The organism is Rathayibacter sp. AY1C2, from assembly GCF_002931195.1.
GTDB lineage: Bacteria > Actinomycetota > Actinomycetes > Actinomycetales > Microbacteriaceae > Rathayibacter.
Genome location: NZ_PSWG01000008.1, coordinates 12,563 through 37,566, shown reverse-complemented (window position 1 = coordinate 37,566; position 25,004 = coordinate 12,563). Strand labels below are relative to the sequence as shown.

The following is a 25,004-nucleotide window of genomic DNA, read 5'->3' as shown; positions in this document are numbered from 1 at the left end:
GTGCCCCGCGGTCGGGGCGGCGTTCGGGGGCGGTCAGCTCGGCAGGAGCACCGCCAGATCGTCCGGGAGCGGGCGCCCGGCCGCGCGGCGCTCGTCGGCGAAGCGGCCGGCCATCGCGCGCAGCTCGGCGTCGCTGCGCTCCTCCAGCCCGGCGACCGCTGCGAGCGGGACGCCGAGGAAGACGAGCTTGAGCACCCCGTGCCGCCAGGCGTGCGCGTCGAGGTGTCGGCGGGCGAAGGAGCCCATCGCCGCGGCGACGAGCCGGGTGTCGTTGGCGCGCAGGGCGTCGGCGGTCAGCTCGAGGCCGGCGAGGGTCGTCGCCCGTCCCGGGTCGCCGAGGGCGTTCAGCCCGGCCAGCACTCCGCGGCGCTCGGCGCCGTCCCCGCCGCGGTAGAGGCGGAGGAGGAGAGCGGCCAGGTCGTCGTCGCCGAGCGCCTGCGCCGCGGCCTGCACCAGGGCGGCGCGGGCCGCGTCGTCGTGCGTGCCGTGGACGAGGCCGTGCGGGTCCTCGGCGGGCCGGAGCGGCTCGCGTCCGGCCTCGCGGCCCGCGGCGGGGAAGAAGCGCTCGATCCGCGACGGGCGCTCGAGGACGGCGGAACGGGCGGCCGCGGTCCACGGGTGCTCGGCGTGCGAGGAGGCGCCGCCGAGCGCCTCCTCCATCGCCGCGAGGCTCGCCACGGCCAGGCGGGGCGCGTCGTGCGAGTGCCGGGGCAGCTCGACGGCGGCGATCCCGCGGTAGCCGATCTCGGCGAGGGTCGCGAAGGCGGCCGCGAGGTCGAGCGATCCGGTGCCGAGCTCGAGGTGCTCGTGCCGCTCCGGGAGCATGTCGTCGACCTGCACGTTCAGGAGCAGGTCCCCAGCGCTGCGGAGGGCTCCGACCACGCCGTCCGGCTCCACCACGACGCAGTGGCCGAGGTCGACCGTCAGCCCGACCGACTCCGGGTCGCCGAGCTCGCGGCGCAGCAGCAGCGCGTCGGCGACCGTCTCCACCAGCATCCCCGGCTCGGGCTCGACGGCCAGCCGCACGCCGTGGCGCTCGGCCGTCGCGACGACGCCGCGCATGCGCTCGACGAGCAGCCGCCAGGCAGCGGCCGCATCGGCGCCCGCCGGCACGACCCCCGACCAGAGGGAGACGGCGTCGGCGCCCAGCAGCGCGGCGATCTCGATCGCGCGCTCGAGGAAGCGGACGCGGGGGCCGGCCTCCTCGTCGACCAGCGTGGGGCGGTGCTTCGCGAACGGGTCGAGCAGGTACCGCGCGCCCGTCTCGACGACCACGCGCAGGCCCAGCTCGTCGAGCCGCGACCGGAGCGCCAGCGTCCGCTCGCGCCAGTCGGCCGCGAAGGGATCGAGGTGCGGGTGCCCGAGGGTGAGCGCGACGGCGCGGTACCCCGCGGCGTGGATCACCGTGAGCGCGTCGTCGAGGGTGTGGTCGGCGAAGCCGTTGGTGCCGTAGCCGAGGACGGGTCCGGTGGCGCTCATGTGATGTCCGCCGTCCGCGGGCGGCGGAGCAGGAGGGAGCCGAGCGCGTCGAGCGCGAGCAGCGCCGCCCCCAGCTCGGGACGCTTCAGACCGGCGAGCGCGGCCTGCAGCGGGATCATCCCGGTGATGCCCGCGCGGGTCGCCGTCCGCGCGGCCGCGGCCGTCGGCGTCCGCACGGCCTGCAGCTGCGCGGTGAGCACGAGCAGGAGCCAGCGGCCGAGGCCCGCGGCGACGACCGCGGCGGGGGCGGCCCGGCGCTCGGCCAGAGCGCCGGCCGCGGTGGACAGCGCGATCGCCGCGGTGCCGGCCGAGACCGCTCCCGCCGTGACCGGAGTGGTGCCGTGCACCTCGCCGCGCGAGAGCACGGTGACGCCGAGCGTGTGCGCGGCCACAGCGGCGGAGGCGGGGGCCGCCGCGCGCACGCCGTCGACGCCCGCACCGAGCAGCACGTCGAGACCGCGGCAGGCCGCCATCACGACCGGGCCCAGCGGAGTCGGCTTCGCGAGCAGGTCGTACGACCAGATCCCGGCCGCGAGCGGCAGCGAGAGCGCGAGCGAGCGCCGCCCGTCCACGACGGCCGCCACGGCGATCCCCGCCGCGGTCAGCGCGGCCGCCGTGCCCAGCGCCGCCGAGCGCCGGATGCGCCCCGAGGGGATCGGCCGCTCGGGCCGCTCCCGGGCGTCGAGCTCGGCGTCCGCGTAGTCGTTGAGCGCCATGCCCGCCGAGTAGAGCAGCGCCGAGGCTAGCGGGAGCGCGACCGTGCGCGCTCCCACTCCGCGGCCCGCCCACGCTCCGCCCGCGACGGTGTCGCCGATCACGGTCAGCGCGGCCTTCGCGCGGACCAGCTCGAGGTAGTCGCGCAGCTCAGCCATCGCTCCGCGTCCCGCTCGTCACCGGGGTGCGGCGCTCGGCGACGAGGGCGCCGGTGCGGGCGGACCAGGCCACCAGCTCGGCCGTCTGCTCGGCGAAGCCGTGCACGTCGCTGCCCCACGGGTCCTTGAAGAAGAAGCCGAGCTCGCCGACGGGGCCCGAGACGCCGGCCTCGTCCGCGAGCGCCAGCAGGCGGGCGAGGTCGAGGATCAGCGGCGCCGCGAGTGCCGAGTCGTACGCCGACCAGATCGTCTGCACCGTGATCCGCGAGCCGAGGAATCCCTCGGCGTGCACGTGGTCCCAGGCGGTCTTGACGTCGCCGAGGTCCGGGACGTTGTCGATGTGGAGCGGAGTGACGACGTCGTCGCCGAGGAGGCTGCGCAGTCCGCGGTTCTTCGAGACGAGCTTCGAGCGCACCGCCTCCGGGTCGGCGAGGGTCTGCCCGTCGCCGCCGCCGAGGAGGTTCGCGCCCGCCCACGAGAGCACGCGCATCCCGCGCGCCGTGAACATCGGCGCGAGCACGCTGCGGAGCAGGGTCTCCCCCGTCTTGCCGTCCTGGCCGGCGATCGGGATCCCGGCCTCGGCGGCCCACTCCTCCAGGGCCGGCAGAGCCAGCGCGGTCGAGGGAGTGAAGCAGGCGTAGGCCGCGCCCGCGACGACGGCCGAGAGGGCGGCGATCGAGCTCGGCGGCAGGAGGCGCTCGCCCGGACGCGCCAGGGCGGCGCGCAGAGCGGCGAGGTCGTGGAACTCGGGACGGTCGGCCGGCAGCACCTCGGTCGAGGCGACGTCGATCACGACGACCCGGGCGAGGCCGTGGCGCTCGCGGAAGGCGACGATGTCGGCTGCCCGGCGGTCGATCTCCTCCTGCTGCGACGCGGCGTCGGAGGGGGCGAGGCGGATCTCGGCGTCGGTCGCGTCGATCCGGTCGGCCACCTCGGCGACGACCGAGGTCGGGAACATGCCGCCGGCCGCGAGGCCCGTGGCCTTCTCGAGCAGCGGGGTCGGCGAGACGTCGTGGCCGCCGATGACGATGTCGGCGAACCCGGCGAGCGGGACGTCCTCGAAGGCGGGGGTCGCGGTGGCGCAGCCCGAGCTGGGCGCGGCTCCGGCGGCGATGGCGTGCAGGCCCACGGCGGCCGTGGTGGCGACGCTGCCCCGGGCCCCGATCAGCCAGAGGCCGATGCGCCCACTCGATCGGGGGGCGCCTGTGGTGGTGGTGTCGGACGAGGTCATCGTTCTCTCCTGTCTGGAAGGGCTGGCTGAGCGGCGATCGTCGGGGCGCACCCGGGCGATCGGAGTGGGGAGGGGCCGCGGCCGGGCGCGCGTCGCGCCTCCGGCCGGCCGTGTTGCGCAGGACCCGCACGCAGGGCCCGCCGAGATTGCGCAACCGTGCGTCGACTGGTTTCCTCAGGTGTGCTGTCCCCCGAACCCGTCCTCCGGGCCGAGAGAAGGAGCTGAGCGTGGCCGAGCGCGCGGGTACCGCGACCGGCGACATGCTGAGGCTGTTCGCCGACGGTCGACCGCGCACCCGCGCCGAGCTGGTCGAGGAGACGGGCCTCGCGCGGACCGCAGTGATGACGCGCCTGGAGCAGTTCTTCGAGCTCGGACTGATCGCGCACCTCGACCGCGCTCCGTCGACCGGCGGCCGTCCGTCCGCGCGTCTCGTCTTCGACCCGGCCGTCCGCTCGCTCCTGGCCATCGACCTGGGCGCGGCGCACTCGACCATCGCGCTGACCGACTTCGACGGCCGCATCATCGCCGAGCGCCGCGAGGAGCTCGACATCGCGCAGGGCCCCGTGGCGGTGCTCGGGCACGCGCTCGACGTCTGCGACGGGATCCTCGCCGCGGCCGGGGTCGACCGCTCCGCCCTCGCGGGCATCGGGGTCGGCGTGCCCGGCCCGGTGGAGCACGCGAGCGGCCGCCCGGTGCGCCCGCCGATCATGCCCGGCTGGGACGGCTTCGACATCCCCGCCTTCGTGCGCCGGCGCTACGACACCACGGTGCTCGTCGACAACGACGTGAACCTGCTGGCGCTCGGTGAGCGGGCCTCGCGCTTCCCGCACGCCCTCGACCTGATGTTCGTGAAGGTCGGCACCGGCATCGGCGCGGGCATCGTCTCGTCCGGGCTGCTCCAGCGCGGAGCCCTCGGCTCCGCGGGTGATCTCGGCCACGTCCAGGTGCCGCGCACGGCCCCGGCCGCGGCGGGCGGTCAGGAGGGGGACCTCGAGGCGGTCGCGGGCGGCTCCGCTCTGGCCGCCGGGCTCGCCCGGGCGGGCCGCGACGTGCAGTCGGTGCGCGAGCTGATCGACCTGCTGAAGGCGCGCGATCCCGAGGCCGTCGAGGCGGCGCGGATCGCGGGACTGCAGCTCGGCGAGGTGCTGGCCACCTGCGTGAGCCTGCTGAACCCCTCCGTCATCGTGCTGGGCGGCGCGGTCGCCCTCGCCAGCCCGGAGATCCTGACGGCCGTGCGCTCGGTGATCGACGAGCGCTCCCTCCCCCTCGCGACGCAGCGGCTCGACGTGGTGACCGCCGAGCTGGGCGGCAGCGGGGGCGTGCGCGGTGCCGCGCTGATGCTGCGCGGGCACCTGCTCAGCCCCGCCGTGGTGGACGGCTTCCTCGAGCAGCTGCGCGCCGAGGGGCGGGCGGTCCGCTAGAGCGGCGGCCTCGCGCCCGGAGGCGGCGGGCCGCGCCGGCGCGATCCCCCGCGGACCGCGTCGGCCGCACCCGGTCAGGAGCGGACCTCCGCGCGGTCGGCGTCCTCCGGCTGGGCGCCGAGAGCGGCGGCGACGGCGGCGTCGATGCGCGCCTGCTCCCCCGCGGCCCGGCGGCGGCGGCGGACGACGGTCAGCACGATGAGCCCGATGAGCAGGGCGAGGAGGAGCACGGCGCTCCACGGCACGGCCGCGGCCGAGGTCTCGGCGGTGGCGACCGGCACGTCGGGGACGACGACGGCGGAGTCGGCCTGCGCGGCCTGGTCGGCGGTGACGACGGTGCCCGAGAGCGCGGCGCGGGCGGTCGCGACGAAGAGCGGCCAGACTCCGGCGACGGTCACGGTGCGCGAGACGGAGGTTCCGGGGAGGAGCTCGGGCAGCGGCTCCGGGTCGGTCGCGGACACCGGCGCGAGGCCGAAGAGGCCGGCGACGCTGATCTCGGCGCCCGGCGCGATGCGGGTGTTGCCCGCGTTGGTCACGGTGTAGTCGACTGTCGCGGAGCCGGGGGCGAAGGGGTTCCAGCCGCCCTCGTACGAGACGGCGAGGCCGTCGATCGACAGGCGCGGGGCGAGCTCGCCGCCGACGCGGAGGTACATCCGCGAGCCCAGGCGCCGGTCGACCGAGACTCCGGTCTCGCCCTGCACCAGGATCGAGGAGACGACGCCCGCGGCGTAGTCGCCCGGGGTCACGTCGTCGGGGACGACGACCTCGAACGGGACCTGCACGCTCTCGCCGGCGGGCACGGTGACCTCGGGCTCGGGGAACGCGATCCAGCTGCCGAGCTGCGTCGAGGGCTCCGCGGCGGGGAGCAGGTCGAGCTGGCCGGCCTCGGTGATGAAGCCGTCGGAGCCGTAGACGCGGAACGTCTGCTCCTCGTCGTCGTAGTTGGAGACGATCAGGGCGTCGCTGAGGCGGCCGCCGGGATCGAGGGCGTACGCGTAGTTCGGCCGCTCGCTGCCCTGCTCGGTGTCGGCGGGGCGCACCCCCCAGGTGACCGGCGTGGAGGCGGGGTCCGCCTCCTGGGCACCCGCCTGAGCCGAGAGGCCGCCGGCTGCGAGGAGCGTCATCAGCAGCAGGGCGGCGGTGGTGCGGGAGGTGCGTGGCATGAGCGACATCGATCAGGCTTCCGTTGCAAGGGGGGATGCCTCCCCGCGGGACGCCGCTCCGGTACGCGGCACGCCGAGCGGGGCGGACCGGAGTGGCGTCTCGCGGGGAGACGGGGGGAGGGTGGGGCGGCCCGGAGGCCGCCCCACCGGTGCTAGCCGAGCGCGGTGAGCGTCAGCGTCGCGGTGTAGGTGCCGGTTCCGACCGAGAGCGGGAGCTTCAGGTCGAGGTCGGCGCCCAGGACCGAGGATCCGGTCGGGTGCTGCGCCGCGGCGGAGCCGAGGACGCGGGGCGTGGCGAGGCCGTTGCCCGAGTCGAACCCGGAGGGGACGGCTGCGCCGGCGACGGCACCGCCCGTGTTCTCCAGGACCTCGGGGGTCCAGCCGAGGTGCTTGCCCGAGAACGTCTTCTCGCCGGAGCGGAAGTCGCTCAGCTGGCCGGTGACCGACCAGGCCGGGCCGTTGAGGCGGGTGTCGGTCACGCGGACCGGCACGAGCTCACCGGAGGCGGCGAAGTGGTCGCCCTGCTCCTCGGCGACGCCGAGGTTCACCAGGTTGCTGGTGCCCTCGAGCGTCCAGGTCAGCTCGCCCTTGTTGGCCTCGGGGACGATGACGGCCACGGCCTGGTCGCCGGCCGCCGCAGCGCCCGCCGCCGTTCCCGTGAAGGTGCCGTCGACTCCGGCGGCGGTGTTGCCCGCGCCGAAGTTGACCGCCGGCGCGTTGTCGGCGAGCGCGATGCGCCCGCCGACCGTCGAGCCCGCGAGCTGGACGTTGCCGGAGTTGCCCGAGAGCGTGAGGTTCCCGCCCACCGTGTTGCCGAGGGCCGAGGCCGAGCCGTCCTCGTTCGCGCCCAGGAGGACGCCGCGCGAGGAGCCGGTGACGGCGAGCGAGCCGCCGACGATGGCGCCCTGCACGTTCACGCCGAAGTCGCTGCCGGCGAAGGTGGCGTCGCCGCCGACGCTGGTGCGATCGACGTCGACGTAGTTCGCCGCGTCGGTGCTGACCGAGCCGTCGACCGAGAGGTCGCTGAACTCGACGTCGATCCCGCCGGCCTCGACCATGCCGCCGACCGTGAGGTCGCGCAGGTAGAGGAAGCCGTTGCGGCTGCCGTCCGAGAACGAGACGACGTCTCCGCCGACGCTGGTGCCGTCGATCGAGATGCCGTACGCGTCGGTGCCGATGACGTCGCCGCCGATGGTCGCCGAGGTGGCGTCCAGCCAGGCGTCGTCGCCGACGATGACGTTGCCGGTGACGGTCACATTGCCGAGCACGCAGGTCTGGCCCGCGCCGACGTTGAGGTCTCCGGTGATCGTCTGGTTCCCGAGCTCGGTGGTGCAGTCCGTCGTCGCCGCGAAGGCGGACGGTGCGGCGACCATCGCGAGGGAGGCGGCCGCGAGGACCGCCGTGGGCGTCTTCCACTTCATGGGGGTTCTCCTCGGTGCGCTCGTGCGCGTCGTGCTGGTGGTGGTGCTGTCGGTGCGGCGCGCGCGGCGCGAGGTGCGCTCAGCCACGGAGCGCAGCGATCGCGGAGTAGCTGCGGGAAGCGGCCTCGAGGGAGTTCCCCGTGCTCGGCGGCGTCGCCAGCGTGGGAGCGGTGTCCTGCTCCCAGACGCCGAAGCGCTGGCCGCGGTCGCGCAGCTCCGAGAGGAACGCCTGGTAGGGCAGGTTGCCCGCGCCGAACTCGACGATGTCGTAGCCGTTGGTGTTGGCGTTGTTCGTCTTGCCGTCCTTGAGGTGCAGGATCGGGTAGCGGCGCGGGTTGCGCTTGATGTAGTCGAGCGGCTCGAAGCCCGGGTAGAGCTTCTTGCCGACGTACGCCCAGTAGACGTCCATCTCGAGGTACACGTGACGCGGGTCGGTGTTGTCGTAGAAGAGGTCGTACAGGCGGGTCTTGGGGTCGTCCGTGGCGAACCCGAACTCACCGGCGTGGTTGTGCTGGTAGAGCTTCATGCCCGCGGCCGAGACCTGCTGGCCCCACTTGTTCCACTCCTCCGCCGCGGCGAGGTAGCCCGCCTTGGTGTTGACGTTGGTGGGCGCGTTGCCGGTGCCGAGGTGCGGCGTGCCGAGGATCTGCGCGATCTCGATCTGCTTGCCCAGCTCCGAGCGGAGGAGGTTGGTGCCGACGTGCGAGCCGACGGCGCGGAGGCCGTTGTCGTCGAGCAGCTGGCGGATCTGCTGCGGGGTGATCGCTCCGACGTTGCCCTGGGTGTACCCGGCGAACTCGATCTCGCTGTAGCCGATGCGGCCGAGCTCCTCGAAGACGGCCCGGAAGCCGAGCGACGAGACCTTGTCGCGGACGCTGAAGAGCTGGATGCCGATGCGGTTGATCGGGACCAGGCGCGTGGATCCGGACGAGGGCGCGGGGGCGGCCGTCGCGGGCGCCGCGAGGGCTCCCGCTCCGACGCCGACCGCGACGGTCGATGCGGCCAGGGCCGTCATCAGCGAGCGCCGGCTCATCGGCTTGGCCGTGATGGATGCGTGGTGGTGGTGCATCATTTCTCCTTCGAAATGGCAGATGGTGCAGGGGGTGGGGGGCCGGCCGGCCCGGTCGAGCCGGCCGGCCCCTGCGCGGGGGCTACTGCTGGACGGTGAGGTTCAGCAGCGCCGACGCGGCGTTGGTGTCCGCCGTGGCGGTGTGGGTGACGGTCAGCTTGTAGCTGCCCGCCGCGAGCTTCGGGAGCGTCACCACGACGTGCCCGTTCTCGTCGAGGGTCCCGGTGAGCATCGCGACGGTGGAGAGGTTCCTCTTCACCATCACGCTCACCTGACCGGTGCCGGCGACACCCGTCGAGGACTTCGCGTCGACCGTGACCTGCGCGCTGGCGCCCGGCTTGACCGGGTTGGGCGAGACGGTCGCGGTGAGCTCCGAGGCGGCCTTCGAGACGATCAGGCGGGCGGTGCCCTCCGAGGCCTTGAAGGTGGCGTCCGAGCCGTACGCCGCACGGAGGGTGTGGGTGCCGGCGCCGAGGGTCTTCGGCAGGGCGAAGGTCGCCTTGCCGTCCTTCAGCGTCGCGCGGCCCAGCTCGGTGGCGCCCTCGTACAGGACGACCTCTCCGCCGGGGTTCCCACCCTGACCGGTGACCGTGACGGTCGCCTCGCCCGGTGCCCCGAAGGTCACGCGGGGAGCCGAGAGCGCCACGGTGGTGGTCGACGCGGCGGTCGGGGCGTTCGCCGCGGCCAGGTCGATCGTGAACTTCACCGTGCCGACCGCCGAGACGTTGCCGCCGGTGTCGGTGGCGCGGTACTGGATCGTCCGGGCGCCGTTCGTGGTGAACGGGACCGTGTACGCGCCGTTGACGGCGCGGACCGTGGTCCACGTCGTGCCGTTGTCGGCGGAGTACTGGACGGTGGAGAGCGCTCCGTTGTCGGTGGCGGTGAGGCCGAGGGTCACGGGCTTGTTGTAGACGCCGCCGACGCCCGCAGGCGCTGCCGGGTCGAGGGTCGCCGCGACGGTCGGAGCCGTCTTGTCACCGGCGCCGACACCCTGGAAGGTGAGGGAGTCGAGCGACAGGCCGCTGGGCGAGGTCACGTAGAGCGAGCCGGTGCCGCGGGGGACGTTGGTGCCGAAGGGGACGAGGACGTCCTTCCAGCCGGCTCCCGCGGGGATGGTCGCTGTTCCGAAGGGCGCTGCGTCGGCAGCGTTCCAGCGGAGGTCGACGGTGCCCTCACCGGTGGCGCGGACCACGACGCCGGTCAGGTTGGCGAAGTTCACCGGGTCCCAGCGCAGGAAGGATCCCGCACCGAGTCCGCTGACGGCGTTGCCGCCGCTGGCTGTGGTGTCCGCGTAGGGCAGGACGCCCTCACGGGCGGCGTGCTCCGCCTCCTGCGTCTTCGGGTTCAGCCGCAGCGTCGCCTCGGCCGCAGCCGGGGGCAGGCCGTTGAAGCCGCCGTCCGTGTAGGTCACGACGACGGTGCCGTACAGCAGCGCGCCGGGGCCGTGCTCGGGCGAGTCCTTGGACGTCGGGAACGCTCCCTTGGCACCGGTGCCGGTGACCTCGGGGTGGGCGTGCTCGTCGTGGCCGAGGCCGTAGGTCCAGCCCACGCGGCTGCTGACGATCTGGTCGCCGTCCTCAGCGTCCTTGCCGGTCACCTGGTAGGGGATCGCGTCGCCCCAGCTGAAGAACGAGCCGTTGCCGGGCGTCTGGATCTGGATCTGCGGCGCCTGGTTGCCGACCGAGATGACCCGCGAGGTCAGGCTGAACTTGCCCTTGGCGTCGGTGACGCGCAGACGGGCCGTGAACTGTCCGAGCTCGGTGTAGGTCTTCTTGACGGTCACTCCGGTGGCGTCGAAGGTGCCGTCGCCGTCGAAGTCCCAGTCGTAGGTGAGCGCGTCGCCCTCGGGGTCGGTCGATCCCTTGGCGTCGAACGTGACCTCGAGCGGGGTCTGCGAGGCGGACAGGAGGGTCGCGGTGAAGCGGGCCTGCGGCGCCTTGTTGCCCTCGGCGTAGTCGATCCGGTACAGGCCCGCGTCGGGGTTGGCGCGGAAGAATCCGTCGCCGTACTCGATCACGTACATCGACCCGTCGGGGCCGAACTCCATGTCCATCGGGTTGTCGTGGATCGGCTGCGCGGCCTGGCTGAGCGCCGCGTTGGGGAGGAAGTCCTCGATGTGCGTGACCGCGCGGTCCTCATCGAGCGTGAACGCCGCGATGTAGTCCTGCGAGAACTCGCCGAAGAAGGTCTTCTTGTCCCAGTACTCCGGGAACTTCGACGTCGAGGTGTTGTCCGCGTCGAAGTGGTACACCGGTCCGCCCATGGGGCCCTGGCCGGTGCTGGTCCCGAAGTTGACGAGCTCGTCGAACGGCTGGTCGCCGGGGTTGTCGCCGTAGTAGACGGTCGCCGCCTTGGCGTCCGGGATGTCGACCAGGCCGGTGTTCCAGCGCGAGTTGTTCTTCAGGTTCTCCGGGTCGAAGAAGCCGCGGGGCGTCGACGTCTCGAAGTTCCACTCGTTGTACGGCGCGTTGGGTCCGTGGACGTAGGGCCAGCCGGAGTTGTGCGGCTCGTCCAGTCCGGTCGCGTTCCACTCGACGAGGCCCATCGGGCCGCGGACGCCGTCGGCCGCAGCGGCCTTCGTGGCGTCGGGGCCGTAGTCGCCCCAGGAGAGGGTGTTCGTCTCGGCGTCGACGTCGATCTTGAACGGGTTGCGGACGCCCATCACGAAGATCTCGGGGCGGGTCTTCTCGGTTCCCACCGGGAAGAGGTTGCCCTCGGGGATCGTGTACGAGCCGTCCTCCTGCACGGTGATCCGGAGGATCTTGCCGCGGAGGTCGTTCGTGTTGCCGGCGCCGCGACGCGAGTCGAAGCCCGGGTTCATGCGGGGCGCGTCGTTGTTCGGCGCGAAGCCCGCGGCACCCGGAGCGCTCGCCGGCGTGTTGTCGCCGGTGGAGAGGTACAGGTTGCCGTCGGCGTCCCAGTCGAAGTCGGCACCCACGTGGCAGCACTGCCCGCGCTGGGTCTCGATGTCGATGATCTTCTGCTCGCTCGCGAGGTCGAGGCCCGAGCCGGTCCACTTGAACCGGGAGAGGCGGTTGATGCCCTTCCACTGGTCCCAGTAGCTGTCGGTCGCGCCCTCGGGCAGCATGTTCGGGGCCGCGCCGGTCGGGGTGTTCCCGGGGGGCGCGTAGACGAGGTAGACCCACTTGTTCTCGGCGAAGTCGGGGTCGATGCCGACGGACTGCAGTCCGTCCTCCGAGTTCTGGTACACGGGGATCGTGTTGACGACACGGGTGGTGCCGGTCTTGGGGTCGGTGTGGCGGATCTCGCCGTTCCGAGCGGTGTGGAGGACCGACTTGTCCGGGAGGACGGCCAGGTCGAGGGGCTCGCCGACGTTCTTCGTCAGCAGGACCTTCTCGTAGTTGCTCCAGTCGAGAGCGGATGCTCCGCCCTCGGAACCGTGGTCCACTCCGTCGTGGGCCGAGGCGGGCAGGCCGAGGGCGGTGAGTCCGGAGACCGTCACCATCCCGGCGATGCCGAGTGCGAGAAGACGCCTGATGCTTCTTCTCGAGGATCGCTTACCATTCATGCGTGATGTGATTCCTTCAATGAGGTGTTCATCGCAGAGGCCGGGTCCGTCGCTGTCCGCACGACTGAGCGGATCCGGTCTCCTCCTGTCCGGCCCTGGGGCCGGTGTCTTGCACTCCTCCTCCTCTCGCGGATGCCGGTGGCGCTGCGCTGCGGGTCGTCAGTGATCCCGGGGCGGCGCCGAGGTGGGGGCCGGCGCGGGATGGTTCCCGCGCCGACCCGGGCTGGTGGGGCCGATCAGGACTCGAAGGCCGAGGGCAGGTACTCGGAGACGTTGTCCTTGGTGACGACCGGCGCGAAGAGCTGGATCTGGCGCGGGACGCCGAGCGAGCTGGTGTCGGCCATCGACTTGTTCTGCTCGACGAGGCGGGCGAGCTTGATGCCGTCCGCGGCCTGGGTCGAGGGGTAGACGACCGTGGCCTTGACGACGGAGTCGTCGGCCTCGATCGCGCGCATCACGTTGGCCGAGCCGGCGCCGCCGACGAAGAGGAACTCGTCGCGTCCGGCGGTGTCGATCGCCGCGAGGACGCCGACGCCCTGGTCGTCGTCGTGGTTCCAGATGGCGTCGATCTTCGGCGCGGCCTGGAGGAGGTTGGCCGCGGCCTGCTCTCCGCCCTGGACGGTGAAGTCGGCGGCGACGCGGTTGTCCACGTCGAGTCCGCAGCCCTCGAGCGCGTCCGAGAAGCCCTGGCTGCGCTCCTGGGTCAGCGGGAGGGAGTCGATGCCGGCGATCTCGGCGACGACGGCGTCGGGGTTGTCGCCGAGCTCCTCGCAGATGTAGGTGCCGGCGCTGACGCCCATGCCGTAGTTGTCGCCGAGGATGGTCGACCGGGCGGCGAAGGGGCTGGAGAACTCGCGGTCCACGTTGATGACGGTGATGCCCGCCTCCATCGCCTGGGTGGCGACCTGCGTGAGCGCCGCTCCGTCGATCGGCAGGAGCACGATCGCGTCGACTCCGTCGTTGATGAAGGTCTCGACCTGGCTGATCTGGAGGTTGACGTCGTTGGTGCCCTCCGCGGTGCGGAGCTCCACGTCGTCGTACTTCTCGGCCTCGGCGATGGCGGCGCGGCTGACCGCGCCCATCCAGCCGTGGTCGGCGGCGGGAGCGGTGAAGCCGATGACGACGTTGTCGCCGGAGGCGTCGTTGTCCGAGGCGGCCACGGCGGCGGCGGTCCCGCCGGAGGCGGCGTTGCCGGTCTCGACCGGGGCGTTCGAGATGCAGCCGGTGAGCATCAGCGCGACGGCGCCGAAGGCGACGCCGGCCGAGCCGAGTCGGGCGGTGCGGGAGAGGCGGCTGCGGGTGAAGGGGCGTGCGGGCATGGAAGTGATCTCCTTCGATCGATCCGAGGGGTCCGAGGGCACACGTGTCCTCGGAGAGGTGACCTGAGTGGTCGGGTGGGTTGCTGTGTGTGGAGGAGCGGGGCCCGAGCCCCGGGGTCAGGACTTCCTGCCGCGGGCGGCGAACCGCTGCTGCAGCAGGACGGCGGCGACGATGATCGCGCCCTTCGCGACGGCCTGAGTCGAGGTCGACATGTTGTTCTGCGTGAACACGTTGGTCAGGGTCGTGAAGATGAGGACGCCGAACACGGTGCCGACGATGGTGCCGCGGCCGCCGGCCAGCAGCGTGCCTCCGACGACGACCGCCGCGATGGCGTCGAGCTCGTAGAGGAGGCCGTTGGTCGAGCTTCCGGCGGTGGTGCGGGCGAGCATCATGACGGCGGCGATGCCGGCGGTGAGCCCGGCGAGGCCGTAGACGTACATGGTGTGGCGGCGGACCTTGATGCCGGCGAGACGGGCCGCCTCCGGGTTGCCGCCGACCGCGATGGTGCGGCGGCCGAAGGTGGTGCGGTTGAGCAGGATCCAGCCGGCGACGGCGACGACCACGAAGATCAGCACGAGCACCGGGATGCCGAGCACGTCGGCGCGGAAGAAGTCGAGGAACGGCGTGACCGTGACGACCTGCGTCTGGCGGTTCGAGATCAGCTCGGCGAAGCCGCGGGCGGCGACGAGCATCGCCAGGGTCGCCATGAAGGCGACGACCCGGCCGTAGGCGATCAGCGCGCCGTTGATGAGGCCGCAGACGAGGCCGACGACGACCGCGGTGAGCACGATCACCAGCCAGGAGGTGTTCGCCGCGTAGTACTGGGTCGAGACCGTGCTCGCCCAGACCGTCGCGAGCCCCATCACGGAGCCGACCGAGAGGTCGATGCCGCCGGAGGTGATGACGAACGTCATGCCGATGCTCAGCACGCCGATGACGGCGGCGAGGCGGAGGATCGTGAGCACGTTGTCGACGCTGGCGAAGCGCTCCCCCGCGGTCGCGAATCCGACGATGCAGAGGATCACCAGCGCGAGCAGCAGCCCGACGTTGCGGCCGAGGGAGCCCTGCATGAGGCGGGCCATCCCGGAGCGGGAGTCCTTCGAGGGCACGCCCCCGGAGGAGCCTCCCGTCGCGGCCGACGCGTGACGGGCGGCGTCCTCCTGCGGACCGCCGATCGACGGCGACGCGGTGTCGAGCTGTCCGCTCACGCTGCACTTCCTTCCATGACGAGATCGAGCACGCGGTGCTCGTCGATCGAATCGGCCGGGCCCTCGTGGACCACGGCGCCGTCGGAGATCACGAGCACTCGGTCGGAGAGTCCGAGGACCTCGCCGATCTCGCTGGAGACCACGAGCACGGCGGCGCCGTTGGTCGCGAGGTCCCTGATCAGGGTGTAGATCTCGGCCCGTGCGCCGACGTCGACCCCGCGGGTCGGCTCGTCGAGCAGCAGGACGCGGCAGCCGCGCACGAGCCAGCGGGCGAGGAGCGCCTTCTGCTGGTTGCCTCCGGAGAGGGTGCGGGCGTCGCGGTCGACCCCGGAGGGCCGCAGGTCGAGGGAGACCGCCTGCTCGGCCGCCGCCGCGCGCTCGGAGCGCTCGTCGAGGAAGCCGCGCTTGGCGAAGCGGTCGAAGGTCGAGAGGGTGATGTTGCGGTAGACCGGCTCGTCCAGGAGCAGGCCCTGGCTCTTGCGCTCCTCCGGGCAGAGGCCGATGCCGGCGTCGACCGACGAGGTGACGGAGCCGGCGCGCAGGCGCTTGCCCGCCACGCTGACCGTCCCGGTGCTGGCGCGGCGCGCCCCGTAGATGGTCTCGAGGATCTCGGAGCGGCCGGAGCCGACCAGCCCCGCGAGGCCGACGACCTCGCCGGCGCGGATCTCGAGGGAGACGTCCGAGAAGGAGCCCTGCAGGCCCAGCTTCTCGACCTTCAGCAGCGTCTCGGCCTCGACGTCGAGCTCCTGGCGGTCCGGGAAGACGTACTCGACGGCGCGGCCGGTCATCAGGGTGATGAGCTTCGAGGTGGGGGTGTCGGCGACCGCGAGGTTCTGCGCGACGGTCGCGCCGTCCTTGATCACGGTGATCCGGTCGCCGATGGCGCGGATCTCGTCGAGGCGGTGCGAGATGTAGACGATGGCGACGCCGGAGGCGGTGAGCTGGCGCACCACGTGGAAGAGGTTCTCCACCTCCTCGGAGTCGAGCACCGCGGAGGGCTCGTCCATGATGATGACCCGCGCGTCGTGCGAGAGGGCGCGGGCCATCTGCACGATCTGCTTGCCGGCGGCGGAGAGCGTGCCGACCTCGCGGTTCGGCGAGATCTCGGAGTGGCCGAGGCGCTCCATCAGCTCGCGGGTGATCCTCGTGGCCTTCGCCCGGGCGGTGAAGCCGCCGCGGGAGAGCTCGTGGCCGAGGAAGATGTTCTCGGCGACGGAGAGGCCGTCGACGACGTCGAGCTCCTGGTACATCGTCGCGATGCCCAGGGCGAGGGCCGCCGTCGGGGACGGGATCGTGACGACGTTCCCGTCGACGAGGATCTCGCCCTCGGTGGGCTGGTGGGCCCCGGCGAGGGTCTTGATGAGGGTGGACTTGCCGGCGCCGTTCTGGCCGAGGAGGCAGTGCACCTCACCGGGTCGGACATCGAGGTCGACGCCGTCGAGAGCACGGGCGCCGGGGAAGACCTTCACGATGCCGCGCATCTGCAGAAGCAGCTGCTGAGACTCGTCGGAGGTGCGGGGAAGAGGCTGTGCAGCAGTGCTGCGGGGGTCTGCGGTGACCATGCGGATGAAGCTACTTCCACTTACGTCGCGGGTCAAGCAAAAGTTCTGAACCGATTCGAAGGCGGTTCGGGTGATCGCCCAGTCCCCCGGAGGGCTTCCTGCTGCCGCGCCAGGGCAGGGATCCGCGGGATTACGCGACATCTGACGGCGGCTGTTGAGACATTCTGTCCGTGATAGAGCGCTCTCCGAACCCTATGAACGTGCTCATGTTCGTGCAGCCCGGGCGCGTCGCCCCGGAGGCGGTCTCGCCGAGCGCGGTAGCGCCCGCGCCCCGACCCGTGGCAGGGTCGTACGGCCGACGAAAGGACGACGATGTCGAACGACCGAGCCCTGCGCGTCGCGATGGTGGGGACCGCCTTCATGGGCCGCACCCACTCGCACGCCTGGCGCACCGCCTCCCGCTTCTTCCCCCTCCCCCTCCGCCCCGAGCTCGCCGTGCTCGTGGGGAGCAACCCCGACTCGACCGCGGAGCGCGCCGAGCGGCTGGGCTGGAGCGAGGCCTCCACCGACTGGCGGGCCGTCATCGCCCGCGACGACATCGACCTCGTCGACATCTGCACCCCGGGCGACACCCACGCCGAGATCGCCATCGCGGCCCTCGAGGCCGGCAAGCACGTGCTGTGCGAGAAGCCCCTGGCCAACTCCGTCGAGGAGGCGGAGCGGATGGTCGCCGCGGCCGCCGCCTCCGGGAAGGTGGCGATGTGCGGCTTCAGCTACCGCCGCACCCCGGCCCTCGCCCTCGCGAAGCGCTTCATCGAGGAGGGCCGCCTCGGCGACATCCGGCACGTGCGCGCCCAGTACCTGCAGGACTGGCTGTCCGACTCCGAGGCGCCGCTGACCTGGCGCCTGCAGAAGGAGCGCGCCGGCTCGGGCGCCCTCGGTGACATCGGCGCGCACAGCATCGACACCGCCCAGTGGCTGACCGGCCGCGGCATCACCTCGGTCTCGGCGACGCTGCGCACCTTCACCACCGAGCGCCCCGTGCTCAGCGAGCAGGTCGGCCTCGGCGGCCGTGCCGGTGCCGACGCCCCGCGCGGCGCCGTGACCGTCGACGACGCCGCGGCCTTCACCGCCTCCTTCGAGGGCGGCGCCCTGGGCGTCTTCGAGGCGACCCGCGTCGCGACCGGCCGCCGCAACGCCAACCGGATCGAGGTGAACGGCGAGCTCGGCTCGATCGCGTTCGACTTCGAGCGGATGAACGAGCTCGAGTACTACGACGCCCGCGACCCCGAGGAGGCGCAGGGCTTCCGGCGCATCCAGGTCACCGAGCCGGCGCACCCGTACATGTCCGCCTGGTGGCCGACCGGGCACGGCATCGGCTACGAGCACCTCTTCACGCACCAGGTCGTCGACCTCGTCGAGGCGATCGCCGGCGGCACGGCGGTCACGCCCACCTTCGCCGACGCCCTCGACGTGCAGCGAGTCCTCGACGCGGTGGCCACCAGCGCCGGCGCGTCGTCCGTCTCCACGCCGGTCGCCCGCTGACCCGACCCCTCCCCGCGAGATGCCGCCCCGGTACGCCTCCCCTGCGTGTCGCGTACCCGAGTGGCCTCTCGCGGAGGGGGACGGAGGGCTGGTGTGGGAACGCGTTCGGCGCCGTGCGCCGATCCTGCGCCATAATGCGCCTATGAGCAAGAAGATTGACGCCGCGCATCGCGCGCTGGTAGACGCCCTCGACAAGCACGCCCGACTCGTCTCGGACAAGGAGTCGAAGCCGCGGAAGGTCGAACGGGCGGGAGCCGAGCTCCGCGCCGCGACGAAGGCGTACGCCGCGCTCGTGTCCGCGCGCACCGGCGCCGCGAGCCCCTTCGCCGACCTGGCCGACCCCCGCCTGGACAAGCCGACCATCGCGTCGCTCCGGGCCGAGCGGGACGCGATCGCGAAGCGGATCGCCAAGCACGAGGCGTCGGCGGGCGAGGACGGCGCGCTCGCGAGCTGAGCGGCCGCCACGGCGCGGTCAGGCGGTGAGCGCGCGCCTCCGCTGCCTCCGAGTCGCCGTGTTACGCGCGGGTTCCGCGCGGGTCCGAACGCCTTCGTAAGGTGATCCCCGGGATCCGCGCAGTCGCGGCGCCGAGCGACCGGAGGCCGGTCGCAGCGCCGGCGGTGACCAGCACCGCTCGGTCGGCGCCGAGTGCCCGGATCCTCTCCACGGAAGGATCCCCACAGCCATGACCCTGCGCACCCGACTCCTCGCGACCTCCGCGATCGCCGCCTCCGCCGCCCTCCTCCTCGCCGGCTGCTCCGGCGCGGGCGGCGGCGACGACACCGTCCGCATCGGCGTGGTCGGCGCGAGCGACCCCTACTGGGCCACCTACGAGAAGGCCGCCGCCGACGCCGGGATCGACGTCGAGATCGTCGACTTCAGCGACTACAACCAGCCCAACCCCGCCCTCACCGAGGGCGAGATCGACCTCAACCAGTTCCAGCACATCGCCTACCTGGCGCAGTACAACACCTCGGCCGACGCCGACCTCGTGCCGATCGGCGCGACCGCGATCTACCCGCTCGGCCTCTACTCCTCGCAGTACGACGACGTCGCGGACATCCCCGCCGGCTCCACCGTCGCGATCCCCAACGACGAGACCAACCAGGCGCGCGCGCTGCTGGTGCTGCAGTCGGCCGGGCTCGTCGAGCTGAAGGACGGCGGCGGAGTGCTCTCGAACGTCGACGACGTCGAGTCCTCCTCGAAGGTGGAGGTCACCGCGCTGGAGGCCTCCCTCACCCCGACGTCGCTCCCGGACGTGGCCGCCGCGATCATCAACAACGACTTCATCGAGAACGTGGGCCTGAAGGCCTCGGACGCGATCGCCCAGGACGACCCGAGCGACCCCGCCTCCCTGCTCTACACGAACATCTTCGCCGCCCGGGCCGGCGACGCCGAGAACGAGACCTACACGAAGCTCGTCTCGATCTACCAGGACAGCCAGGACGTGCTCGACGGCGTCTCGGAGCAGTCCGGCGGCACCGCGGTCTTCCTGAAGACCCCGGCCTCCGAGCTGGAGACCTCGCTCGAGTCCGCCGAGACCGACATCTCCGCCGCCTCCTGACTCCGGCACCCGCGGCACCGCGCCGGTCGGGTCCTCCGCTCGCGGAGCTCCCCACCGGCGCGGTCCCGCGCCTCCCCCGCAACAGAAAGGGCGCCCCGTGCCGCTCATCCGCATGACCGACGTGCGCAAGGTGTACCCCGGCGCAGGGCGCGGCGCCGCCCCGACCGCGGCCGTCGACGGCGTGAGCCTCGAGATCGAGGCGGGCGACGTCTACGGCGTGATCGGCTACTCCGGCGCCGGCAAGAGCACGCTCGCGCGCCTCGTCAACGCTCTGGAGCCCGCGACCAGCGGCAGCATCGAGATCGACGGCCGCGAGACCGTGGGCCTGCCCGAGCGCGAGCTGCGCCGGCTGCGCCTGGGGATCGGGATGATCTTCCAGCAGTTCAACCTGTTCGGCTCGAAGACCGTGGGGCAGAACGTCGCCTACCCGCTGCAGGTCGCGGGCGTCCCGCGGGCGGAGCAGCGCGCCCGCGTCGACGAGATGCTCCGCTTCGTCGGCCTGAGCGACAAGGCGCGCAGCCACCCGGAGCAGCTCTCGGGCGGGCAGAAGCAGCGCGTCGGCATCGCCCGCGCCCTCGCCGCCTCCCCGCGCATCCTGCTGGCCGACGAGGCCACCAGCGCGCTCGACCCGGACACCACCGGCGAGGTGCTCGCCCTCCTCCGCCGCATCAACGAGGAGCTGGGCGTCACCATCGTCGTGATCACCCACGAGATGGACGTGGTCCAGCAGCTCGCGACGAAGGTCGCGGTGATGGAGTCGGGCCGCATCGTGGAGCGCGGGCCCGTCTTCGACGTGTTCTCGGCCCCGCGCGAGCCGGTCACCCGCCGCTTCGTCTCCACGGTCGTCCGCTCGGTGCCCTCGCCCGCGGAGGCGGCCGTGCTGCGTACGCGCCACCGCGGCCGGCTGGTCACGCTCTCGTTCTCGGACGACTCCGCCTCCCAGGGCGACGTCTTCGCCGAGGTCGCGGCGGCCGGCGTGCCGCTCGAGCTCGTCTACGGCGGCATCACCGACGTCCGCGGACGGGCCTTCGGCCACCTCACGGTCGCCCTCGACGCGCCGGACGGCGTCGTCGACCCCCTCCTCGCCCGCCTCGGCGGACGCGTCGCCCTCACGGAGGTGCCCCGATGAACGAGCTGATCCCGCTCCTGCCCAAGCTCGTCCAGGCGACCGGCGAGACGCTCTACATCGTCGCGCTGAGCCTCCTCTTCGGCGGGCTCGGCGGACTGCTGATCGGACTGGGCCTCGCGCTCACCCGCGGCGGCGCCCTCTACGCGAACCGGGTGGTCCACGGACTGCTCAACGTGATCGTGAACGTGTTCCGGCCGATCCCGTTCATCATCTTCATCGCCGCGGCCCAGCCGCTGGCCCGGCTGGTGGTCGGCTCCGGCATCGGCACGGACGCCATCGTCTTCACCCTCTCGCTCGGCGCCGCCTTCGGCATCGGGCGGATCGTGGAGCAGAACCTGCTGACCGTGCAGCCCGGCGTGATCGAGGCGGCGCGGTCGGTCGGAGCGAGCCGGTTCCGGATCGTCCGCACGGTGCTGCTGCCGGAGGCGCTCGGTCCGCTGATCCTCGGCTACACGTTCGTGTTCGTCGCCGTGATCGACATGTCGGCGGTCGCCGGATACATCGGCGCCGGCGGGCTCGGCAACTTCGCGATCCAGTACGGCTACCGGCAGTTCGAGCCGGTCGTCACCTGGGCCGCGGTGCTCGTGATCATCGTGATCGTGCAGCTGGTGCAGCTGCTCGGCAACGTGCTGGCCCGCCGCGTCCTGCGCCGCTGAAGCCGCCCCCGCACGAAAGCGGGACGCCACTCCGGTACGCGACACGCAAGGGTCGCTGTACCGGAGTGGCGTCTCGTGGAGGCCCGTCCGCCGGGGCGGGAGGCGTCAGTAGCGCGGCTTGCGCTCCGGGCGCTCGCTCGAGCGGCTCGGGCCGCTGGGGCGTCCGCCGCGGTCGGCGCCGGCGCGGCTCGGACGGCGGTCCGGCTTCAGCTCGATCAGCTGCCCGCTGATGCGGGTGTCGGCGAGGCGGTCGAGCACGTCCTGGGGCAGGTCGGCCGGCAGCTCCACGATCGAGAAGTCCGGGCGGATGTCGATGTGCCCGAAGTCGCCGCGGTTGAGGCCGCCCTCGTTCGCGAGCGCGCCCACGATCTGGCGGGGCTCGACGCGCTGGCGGCGGCCGACCTCGATCCGGTACGAGGCGAGGTTGCTGTTCGCCGGGCGCTGACGGCGCTCGGGACGCTCGCCCCGGTCGCCGCCGCGGTCGAAGCGGTCGCCGCGCTCGGGACGGTCGCCCCGGTCGGGCCGGGAGTCGCGGTCCTCGCGCTCGCGACGGGCGAAGCGGGGGTCGTCGGGCGAGAGCAGCAGCGGCTCCTCGCCCTGCGCGACGATGGCCAGCGCGGCGGCGACGTCCGACTCGACCACGTCGTGGTGCTCGACGTAGTGGCCGATGATGTCGCGGAAGCGCTGCAGGCGCTCGGTGTCGGCGAGCGCCGCGGTGATCGCGTCGTCGAAGCGCGAGAGGCGGGTGACGTTGACGTCCTCGACGCTCGGCATCCGCATCTCGGTCAGCGGCTGGCGGGTGGCCTTCTCGATGGCGGCGAGGAGGCGGCGCTCGCGCGGCGTGACGAAGCTGATCGCCGCTCCGCTGCGCCCCGCGCGACCGGTGCGGCCGATGCGGTGGACGTACGACTCGGTGTCGATCGGGATGTCGTAGTTGACGACGTGGCTGATGCGCTCGACGTCGAGGCCGCGGGCGGCGACATCGGTCGCGACGAGGATGTCGAGCTTGCCGGACTTCAGCTGCTCGACGGTGCGCTCGCGCTGGGCCTGGGCCACGTCTCCGCTGATCGCCGCCGCGGTGTAGCCGCGGGCGCGCAGCTTCTCGGCCAGCGTCTCCGTCTCGCTCTTCGTGCGGACGAACACGATCATGCCCTCGAAGTTCTCGACCTCGAGGATGCGGGTGAGGGCGTCGACCTTCTGCGGGTACGACACCATCAGGTAGCGCTGCGTGGTGTTGACGGAGGTCGTGGTCTTGTTCTTGACCGTGATCTCCTCCGGCTCCTTCAGGTACTTGCCGGAGATGCGGCGGATCTGCGCGGGCATCGTCGCCGAGAACAGCGCGATCTGCTTCTCGACGGGGGTGTCGGCGAGGATCGTCTCGACGTCCTCCGCGAAGCCCATCTTGAGCATCTCGTCGGCCTCGTCGAGCACCAGGAACTTCAGCTGCGAGAGGTCGAGGGTGCCCTTCTCGAGGTGGTCCATGATGCGGCCGGGGGTGCCGACGACGACGTGGACGCCGCGGCGGAGCGCGGAGAGCTGGGTGCCGTAGCCCTGGCCGCCGTAGACGGGGAGGACGTGGACGCCGCGGAGGCCGGACGCGTAGCGCTCGAACGCCTCGCAGACCTGCAGCGCGAGCTCGCGGGTCGGAGCCAGCACGAGGGCCTGCGGCGTCTTCTGCGAGACGTCGAGGCGCGAGAGGATCGGCAGCGCGAACGCCGCGGTCTTGCCGGTGCCGGTCTGAGCGACGCCGAGGACGTCGCGGCCGGAGAGGAGGGACGGGATCGTCGCGGCCTGGATGGCCGAGGGCGTCTCGTAGCCGACCTCCTTGAGGGCCTTGAGGACCGGGTCGGAGAGACCGAGGTCGGAGAAGGTGAGCGTGGGGGCGCTCTCGGAAGCGGTGTCGGCTTCGGGGGCGGAATCGGGGGTATCGGTGGACGCCATGGTGCAACGGTAGTGCTCCGGCGGCGCCGCCGTCCGAGGGAACCCCGAACGCTCGGGCGATCCCGACCCTCCGGAGGCGCCTCGAGCGCCCGTCACGGGGTGAAGTCGAGCAGCACCTTGCTCGAGCGCGAGGCGTCGCGGGCGAGGTCGAAGGCCTCGAGCGCGCGCTCCAGCGGCACCACCTGCGTGACCACCGGCGCCACCGCGAGGCTCCCGTCGGCGAGCGCCGCCAGCACCTCGTCGATCTCGTCGACGAAGCGGAAGGAGCCGATCAGGCGCAGCTCCCGGGTGATCGCGAGCGAGATCAGGGCCGGCTGCTCGCCCGAGGGGAGGAGTCCCACCATCACGACGGTGCCGCCGCGGGCGGCGCCCCGGTCGGCCGAACCGAGGCCGCGCGGGCTGCCCGAGGACTCGAAGACGACGTCGGCCGCGACCTCGGCGATCGCGTCGGCGTCGGTCGCGCGGATCGTCCGGGTCGCGCCGACCGCCCGGGCGATCGCGAGGGGCTCCTCGGCCAGGTCGACGGCGACGATCTCGGCCGCCCCCGCCCGCTTCAGCACGGCGACGATCAGCGCCCCGATCGGGCCGCTGCCGATCACCAGCGCGCGCCGTCCCGACACCTCCCCCGCGCGCGACACCGCGTGCCAGGCGACGCTCGCCGGCTCCGCGAGCGCCGCCTCCCGGAGCCCGAGACCGGCGGGCAGCTCGCGGAGCATGCGCGCCGGCAGCACCGCGTGGCGGGCGAACGCGCCCTGGGTGTGCGGCATCCGCGCGGCGCTGCCCAGATAGGTGCCCTCGGTCGCGAGGTTGGGGCGCCCGTCGGGCCACTCGCCGCGAGCGGTCGCGGGGTGCACGGCGACGGCCGCGCCGACCGGGGGTCCCGAGCCGTCCGCCGCTGCCTCGACGACCGTGCCGACCACCTCGTGGCCGAGCGTCAGCGGCTCGCGGAGGATCGACTCGCCCGCGGCGCCGTGCGTCCAGTAGTGCAGATCGGAGCCGCAGATCCCGCCGTACGCGACGGCGACGAGGGCCTCGCCGGGGCCGCGCGGCGCGAGCGGCGCCTCCTCGACGCGGAGGTCGCCGGCGGCGTGGACGACGACGCGGGTGGTGGAGGCGGGGACGAGCGCGGTCATACGGGTTCCGTTCGGTGGGTCGAGGGGTGACTCAGACGACGACGGTCATGCCGCCGTCGATGAAGACGACCTGCCCGTTGACGTAATCCGAGCCGTCGGAGGCGAGCCAGACGGCGGGGCCGATCAGGTCCTCGACGCGGCCCCAGCGCGCGGCGGGCGTGCGGCCGAGGATCCAGCTGTCGAACGCCTCGTCGTCGACGAGGCCCTGCGTCATCTCGGTGTGGATGTACCCCGGAGCGATCGCGTTGACCTGGATGCCGTACTGCGCCCACTCCGCCGTCATCGCGCGGGTGAGGTTGCGGATCCCGCCCTTCGAGGCGGTGTAGGGCGCGATCGTCGGCCGCGCGAGATCGGCCTGCACCGAGGCGACGTTGACGATCTTCCCGGCGCCGCGCGGGATCATCCGCTTCGCCGCCGCCCGGCCGACCACGAAGGCGCTGGTGAGGTTCGTGCGCAGCACCCGCTCCCAGTCGGCGACCTCGAGCTCGAGCAGGGGCACGCGGTGCTGGACGCCGGCGTTGTTGACCAGGATGCGCAGCGGGCCCACCGCCTCCTCGATCCAGGCGACGCCCGCCTCGGCGGCCGCGTCGTCGGTGACGTCGAAGGCGCGGGCGTGGATCCGCGGGCGGTCGTCGGTGCCGGGGAACCGCTCCGCGAGCTCGGCGCGGGCGGCCTCGAGGCGCTCGGGGTCGAGGCCGTTCAGGACGACGGTGGCGCCCGCCTCGGCGAGGCCGGTGGCGACGGCGCGGCCGATGCCGCGGCTGGATCCGGTGACGAGCGCCACGCGGTCGGTCAGGTCGAAGAGCACGGTTCCTCCAGAGGG

General features: G+C 72.9%; 19 protein-coding genes. 6 read left to right on the top strand and 13 right to left on the bottom strand.

Features of this window, described 5'->3' with window-relative positions:
• Positions 1–33: 33 nt before the first annotated feature.
• From C5C55_RS16835 to C5C55_RS08060, 3 genes are read right to left on the bottom strand one after another with little or no spacing between them, the layout of a single operon-like run.
• Entirely contained in the window at positions 34–1,479 is a 1,446-nt protein-coding gene (locus C5C55_RS16835; protein ID WP_104233533.1) for an EboA domain-containing protein, read from the bottom strand.
• The gene (locus tag C5C55_RS08065) at positions 1,476–2,351 is read right to left on the bottom strand and encodes an SCO3242 family prenyltransferase (RefSeq protein ID WP_219812364.1); all 876 of its coding nucleotides are present in this window, start codon (positions 2,349–2,351) and stop codon (positions 1,476–1,478) included. The genes C5C55_RS16835 and C5C55_RS08065 overlap by 4 nt, the downstream gene beginning before the upstream one ends.
• Entirely contained in the window at positions 2,344–3,582 is a 1,239-nt protein-coding gene (locus C5C55_RS08060; protein ID WP_104226602.1) for an inositol-3-phosphate synthase, read from the bottom strand. Before C5C55_RS08060 ends, C5C55_RS08065 begins: the two co-directional genes overlap by 8 nt.
• A 227-nt stretch (positions 3,583–3,809) precedes the next feature.
• On the opposite strand from C5C55_RS08060, the gene C5C55_RS08055 reads away from it, so the two are divergent.
• The gene (locus C5C55_RS08055) at positions 3,810–5,003 is read left to right on the top strand and encodes an ROK family protein (protein ID WP_244229502.1); all 1,194 of its coding nucleotides are present in this window, start codon (positions 3,810–3,812) and stop codon (positions 5,001–5,003) included.
• 74 nt (positions 5,004–5,077) lie between these two features.
• On the opposite strand, the gene C5C55_RS08050 is transcribed toward C5C55_RS08055, so the two are convergent.
• From C5C55_RS08050 to C5C55_RS08020, 7 genes are all read right to left on the bottom strand, one after another.
• Complete coding sequence (locus C5C55_RS08050; protein WP_146076959.1) at positions 5,078–6,166, bottom strand: hypothetical protein; 1,089 nt, start codon at positions 6,164–6,166, stop codon at positions 5,078–5,080.
• A 152-nt stretch (positions 6,167–6,318) separates the two neighbouring features.
• Positions 6,319–7,587 (bottom strand): hypothetical protein, encoded by a 1,269-nt coding sequence (locus tag C5C55_RS08045; protein ID WP_104226600.1) that lies wholly within the window; start codon positions 7,585–7,587, stop codon positions 6,319–6,321.
• A gap of 79 nt (positions 7,588–7,666) precedes the next feature.
• The gene (locus C5C55_RS08040) at positions 7,667–8,656 is read right to left on the bottom strand and encodes a sugar phosphate isomerase/epimerase (protein WP_219813837.1); all 990 of its coding nucleotides are present in this window, start codon (positions 8,654–8,656) and stop codon (positions 7,667–7,669) included.
• Positions 8,657–8,738: 82 nt separating this feature from the next.
• The gene (locus C5C55_RS08035; protein WP_219812992.1) at positions 8,739–12,122 is read right to left on the bottom strand and encodes a PQQ-dependent sugar dehydrogenase; all 3,384 of its coding nucleotides are present in this window, start codon (positions 12,120–12,122) and stop codon (positions 8,739–8,741) included.
• Between the two features lie 299 nt (positions 12,123–12,421).
• Positions 12,422–13,504, bottom strand: coding sequence for a substrate-binding domain-containing protein (locus C5C55_RS08030; RefSeq protein WP_104222461.1), 1,083 nt, complete (start codon positions 13,502–13,504; stop codon positions 12,422–12,424).
• A 117-nt stretch (positions 13,505–13,621) separates the two neighbouring features.
• Positions 13,622–14,587, bottom strand: coding sequence for an ABC transporter permease (locus tag C5C55_RS08025; RefSeq protein WP_104222491.1), 966 nt, complete (start codon positions 14,585–14,587; stop codon positions 13,622–13,624).
• 122 nt (positions 14,588–14,709) lie between these two features.
• Positions 14,710–16,194, bottom strand: coding sequence for a sugar ABC transporter ATP-binding protein (locus C5C55_RS08020; RefSeq protein WP_219812366.1), 1,485 nt, complete (start codon positions 16,192–16,194; stop codon positions 14,710–14,712).
• A 393-nt stretch (positions 16,195–16,587) separates the two neighbouring features.
• Between C5C55_RS08020 and C5C55_RS08015 the strand changes: the two genes are divergently transcribed.
• The 5 genes from C5C55_RS08015 (at position 16,588) to C5C55_RS07995 (ending at position 21,107) form a co-directional block, all read left to right on the top strand.
• Entirely contained in the window at positions 16,588–17,760 is a 1,173-nt protein-coding gene (locus C5C55_RS08015) for a Gfo/Idh/MocA family protein (RefSeq protein WP_104233530.1), read from the top strand.
• Between the two features lie 142 nt (positions 17,761–17,902).
• Positions 17,903–18,214 carry a hypothetical protein gene (locus C5C55_RS08010; RefSeq protein WP_104233529.1) on the top strand — a complete coding sequence of 104 codons (312 nt, stop codon included), beginning with the start codon at positions 17,903–17,905 and terminating at the stop codon, positions 18,212–18,214.
• Between the two features lie 229 nt (positions 18,215–18,443).
• Positions 18,444–19,322: a MetQ/NlpA family ABC transporter substrate-binding protein gene (locus C5C55_RS08005; protein WP_104233528.1), complete on the top strand. Its 879-nt coding sequence runs from the start codon at positions 18,444–18,446 to the stop codon at positions 19,320–19,322.
• Positions 19,323–19,419: 97 nt separating this feature from the next.
• Positions 19,420–20,451 carry a methionine ABC transporter ATP-binding protein gene (locus C5C55_RS08000; RefSeq protein ID WP_244230573.1) on the top strand — a complete coding sequence of 344 codons (1,032 nt, stop codon included), beginning with the start codon at positions 19,420–19,422 and terminating at the stop codon, positions 20,449–20,451.
• The gene (locus tag C5C55_RS07995) at positions 20,448–21,107 is read left to right on the top strand and encodes a methionine ABC transporter permease (protein WP_104233527.1); all 660 of its coding nucleotides are present in this window, start codon (positions 20,448–20,450) and stop codon (positions 21,105–21,107) included. Before C5C55_RS08000 ends, C5C55_RS07995 begins: the two co-directional genes overlap by 4 nt.
• A 105-nt stretch (positions 21,108–21,212) precedes the next feature.
• On the opposite strand, the gene C5C55_RS07990 is transcribed toward C5C55_RS07995, so the two are convergent.
• From C5C55_RS07990 to C5C55_RS07980, 3 genes are all read right to left on the bottom strand, one after another.
• The gene (locus C5C55_RS07990; RefSeq protein ID WP_104222455.1) at positions 21,213–23,048 is read right to left on the bottom strand and encodes a DEAD/DEAH box helicase; all 1,836 of its coding nucleotides are present in this window, start codon (positions 23,046–23,048) and stop codon (positions 21,213–21,215) included.
• A gap of 92 nt (positions 23,049–23,140) precedes the next feature.
• On the bottom strand, positions 23,141–24,181 hold the full coding sequence (locus tag C5C55_RS07985; protein ID WP_104233526.1) for an L-idonate 5-dehydrogenase: 1,041 nt from the start codon (positions 24,179–24,181) through the stop codon (positions 23,141–23,143).
• Positions 24,182–24,212: 31 nt separating this feature from the next.
• Positions 24,213–24,989 (bottom strand): SDR family oxidoreductase, encoded by a 777-nt coding sequence (locus C5C55_RS07980; protein WP_104233525.1) that lies wholly within the window; start codon positions 24,987–24,989, stop codon positions 24,213–24,215.
• Between the last annotated feature and the right edge of the window lie 15 nt (positions 24,990–25,004).

Bases quoted from the DNA above. Each gene is read 5' to 3' on its own strand.
- C5C55_RS16835 (WP_104233533.1), bottom strand. From the start codon at position 1,479: ATGAGCGCCACCGGACCCGTCCTCGGCTACGGCACCAACGGCTTCGCC.
- C5C55_RS08065 (WP_219812364.1), bottom strand. From the start codon at position 2,351: ATGGCTGAGCTGCGCGACTACCTCGAGCTGGTCCGCGCGAAGGCCGCG.
- C5C55_RS08060 (WP_104226602.1), bottom strand. From the start codon at position 3,582: ATGACCTCGTCCGACACCACCACCACAGGCGCCCCCCGATCGAGTGGG.
- C5C55_RS08050 (WP_146076959.1), bottom strand. From the start codon at position 6,166: ATGCCACGCACCTCCCGCACCACCGCCGCCCTGCTGCTGATGACGCTC.
- C5C55_RS08045 (WP_104226600.1), bottom strand. From the start codon at position 7,587: ATGAAGTGGAAGACGCCCACGGCGGTCCTCGCGGCCGCCTCCCTCGCG.
- C5C55_RS08040 (WP_219813837.1), bottom strand. From the start codon at position 8,656: ATGCACCACCACCACGCATCCATCACGGCCAAGCCGATGAGCCGGCGC.
- C5C55_RS08035 (WP_219812992.1), bottom strand. From the start codon at position 12,122: ATGGTGACGGTCTCCGGACTCACCGCCCTCGGCCTGCCCGCCTCGGCC.
- C5C55_RS08030 (WP_104222461.1), bottom strand. From the start codon at position 13,504: ATGCCCGCACGCCCCTTCACCCGCAGCCGCCTCTCCCGCACCGCCCGA.
- C5C55_RS08025 (WP_104222491.1), bottom strand. From the start codon at position 14,587: ATGGCCCGCCTCATGCAGGGCTCCCTCGGCCGCAACGTCGGGCTGCTG.
- C5C55_RS08020 (WP_219812366.1), bottom strand. From the start codon at position 16,194: ATGCGCGGCATCGTGAAGGTCTTCCCCGGCGCCCGTGCTCTCGACGGC.
- C5C55_RS08015 (WP_104233530.1), top strand. From the start codon at position 16,588: ATGTCGAACGACCGAGCCCTGCGCGTCGCGATGGTGGGGACCGCCTTC.
- C5C55_RS08010 (WP_104233529.1), top strand. From the start codon at position 17,903: ATGAGCAAGAAGATTGACGCCGCGCATCGCGCGCTGGTAGACGCCCTC.
- C5C55_RS08005 (WP_104233528.1), top strand. From the start codon at position 18,444: ATGACCCTGCGCACCCGACTCCTCGCGACCTCCGCGATCGCCGCCTCC.
- C5C55_RS07995 (WP_104233527.1), top strand. From the start codon at position 20,448: ATGAACGAGCTGATCCCGCTCCTGCCCAAGCTCGTCCAGGCGACCGGC.
- C5C55_RS07990 (WP_104222455.1), bottom strand. From the start codon at position 23,048: ATGGCGTCCACCGATACCCCCGATTCCGCCCCCGAAGCCGACACCGCT.
- C5C55_RS07985 (WP_104233526.1), bottom strand. From the start codon at position 24,181: ATGACCGCGCTCGTCCCCGCCTCCACCACCCGCGTCGTCGTCCACGCC.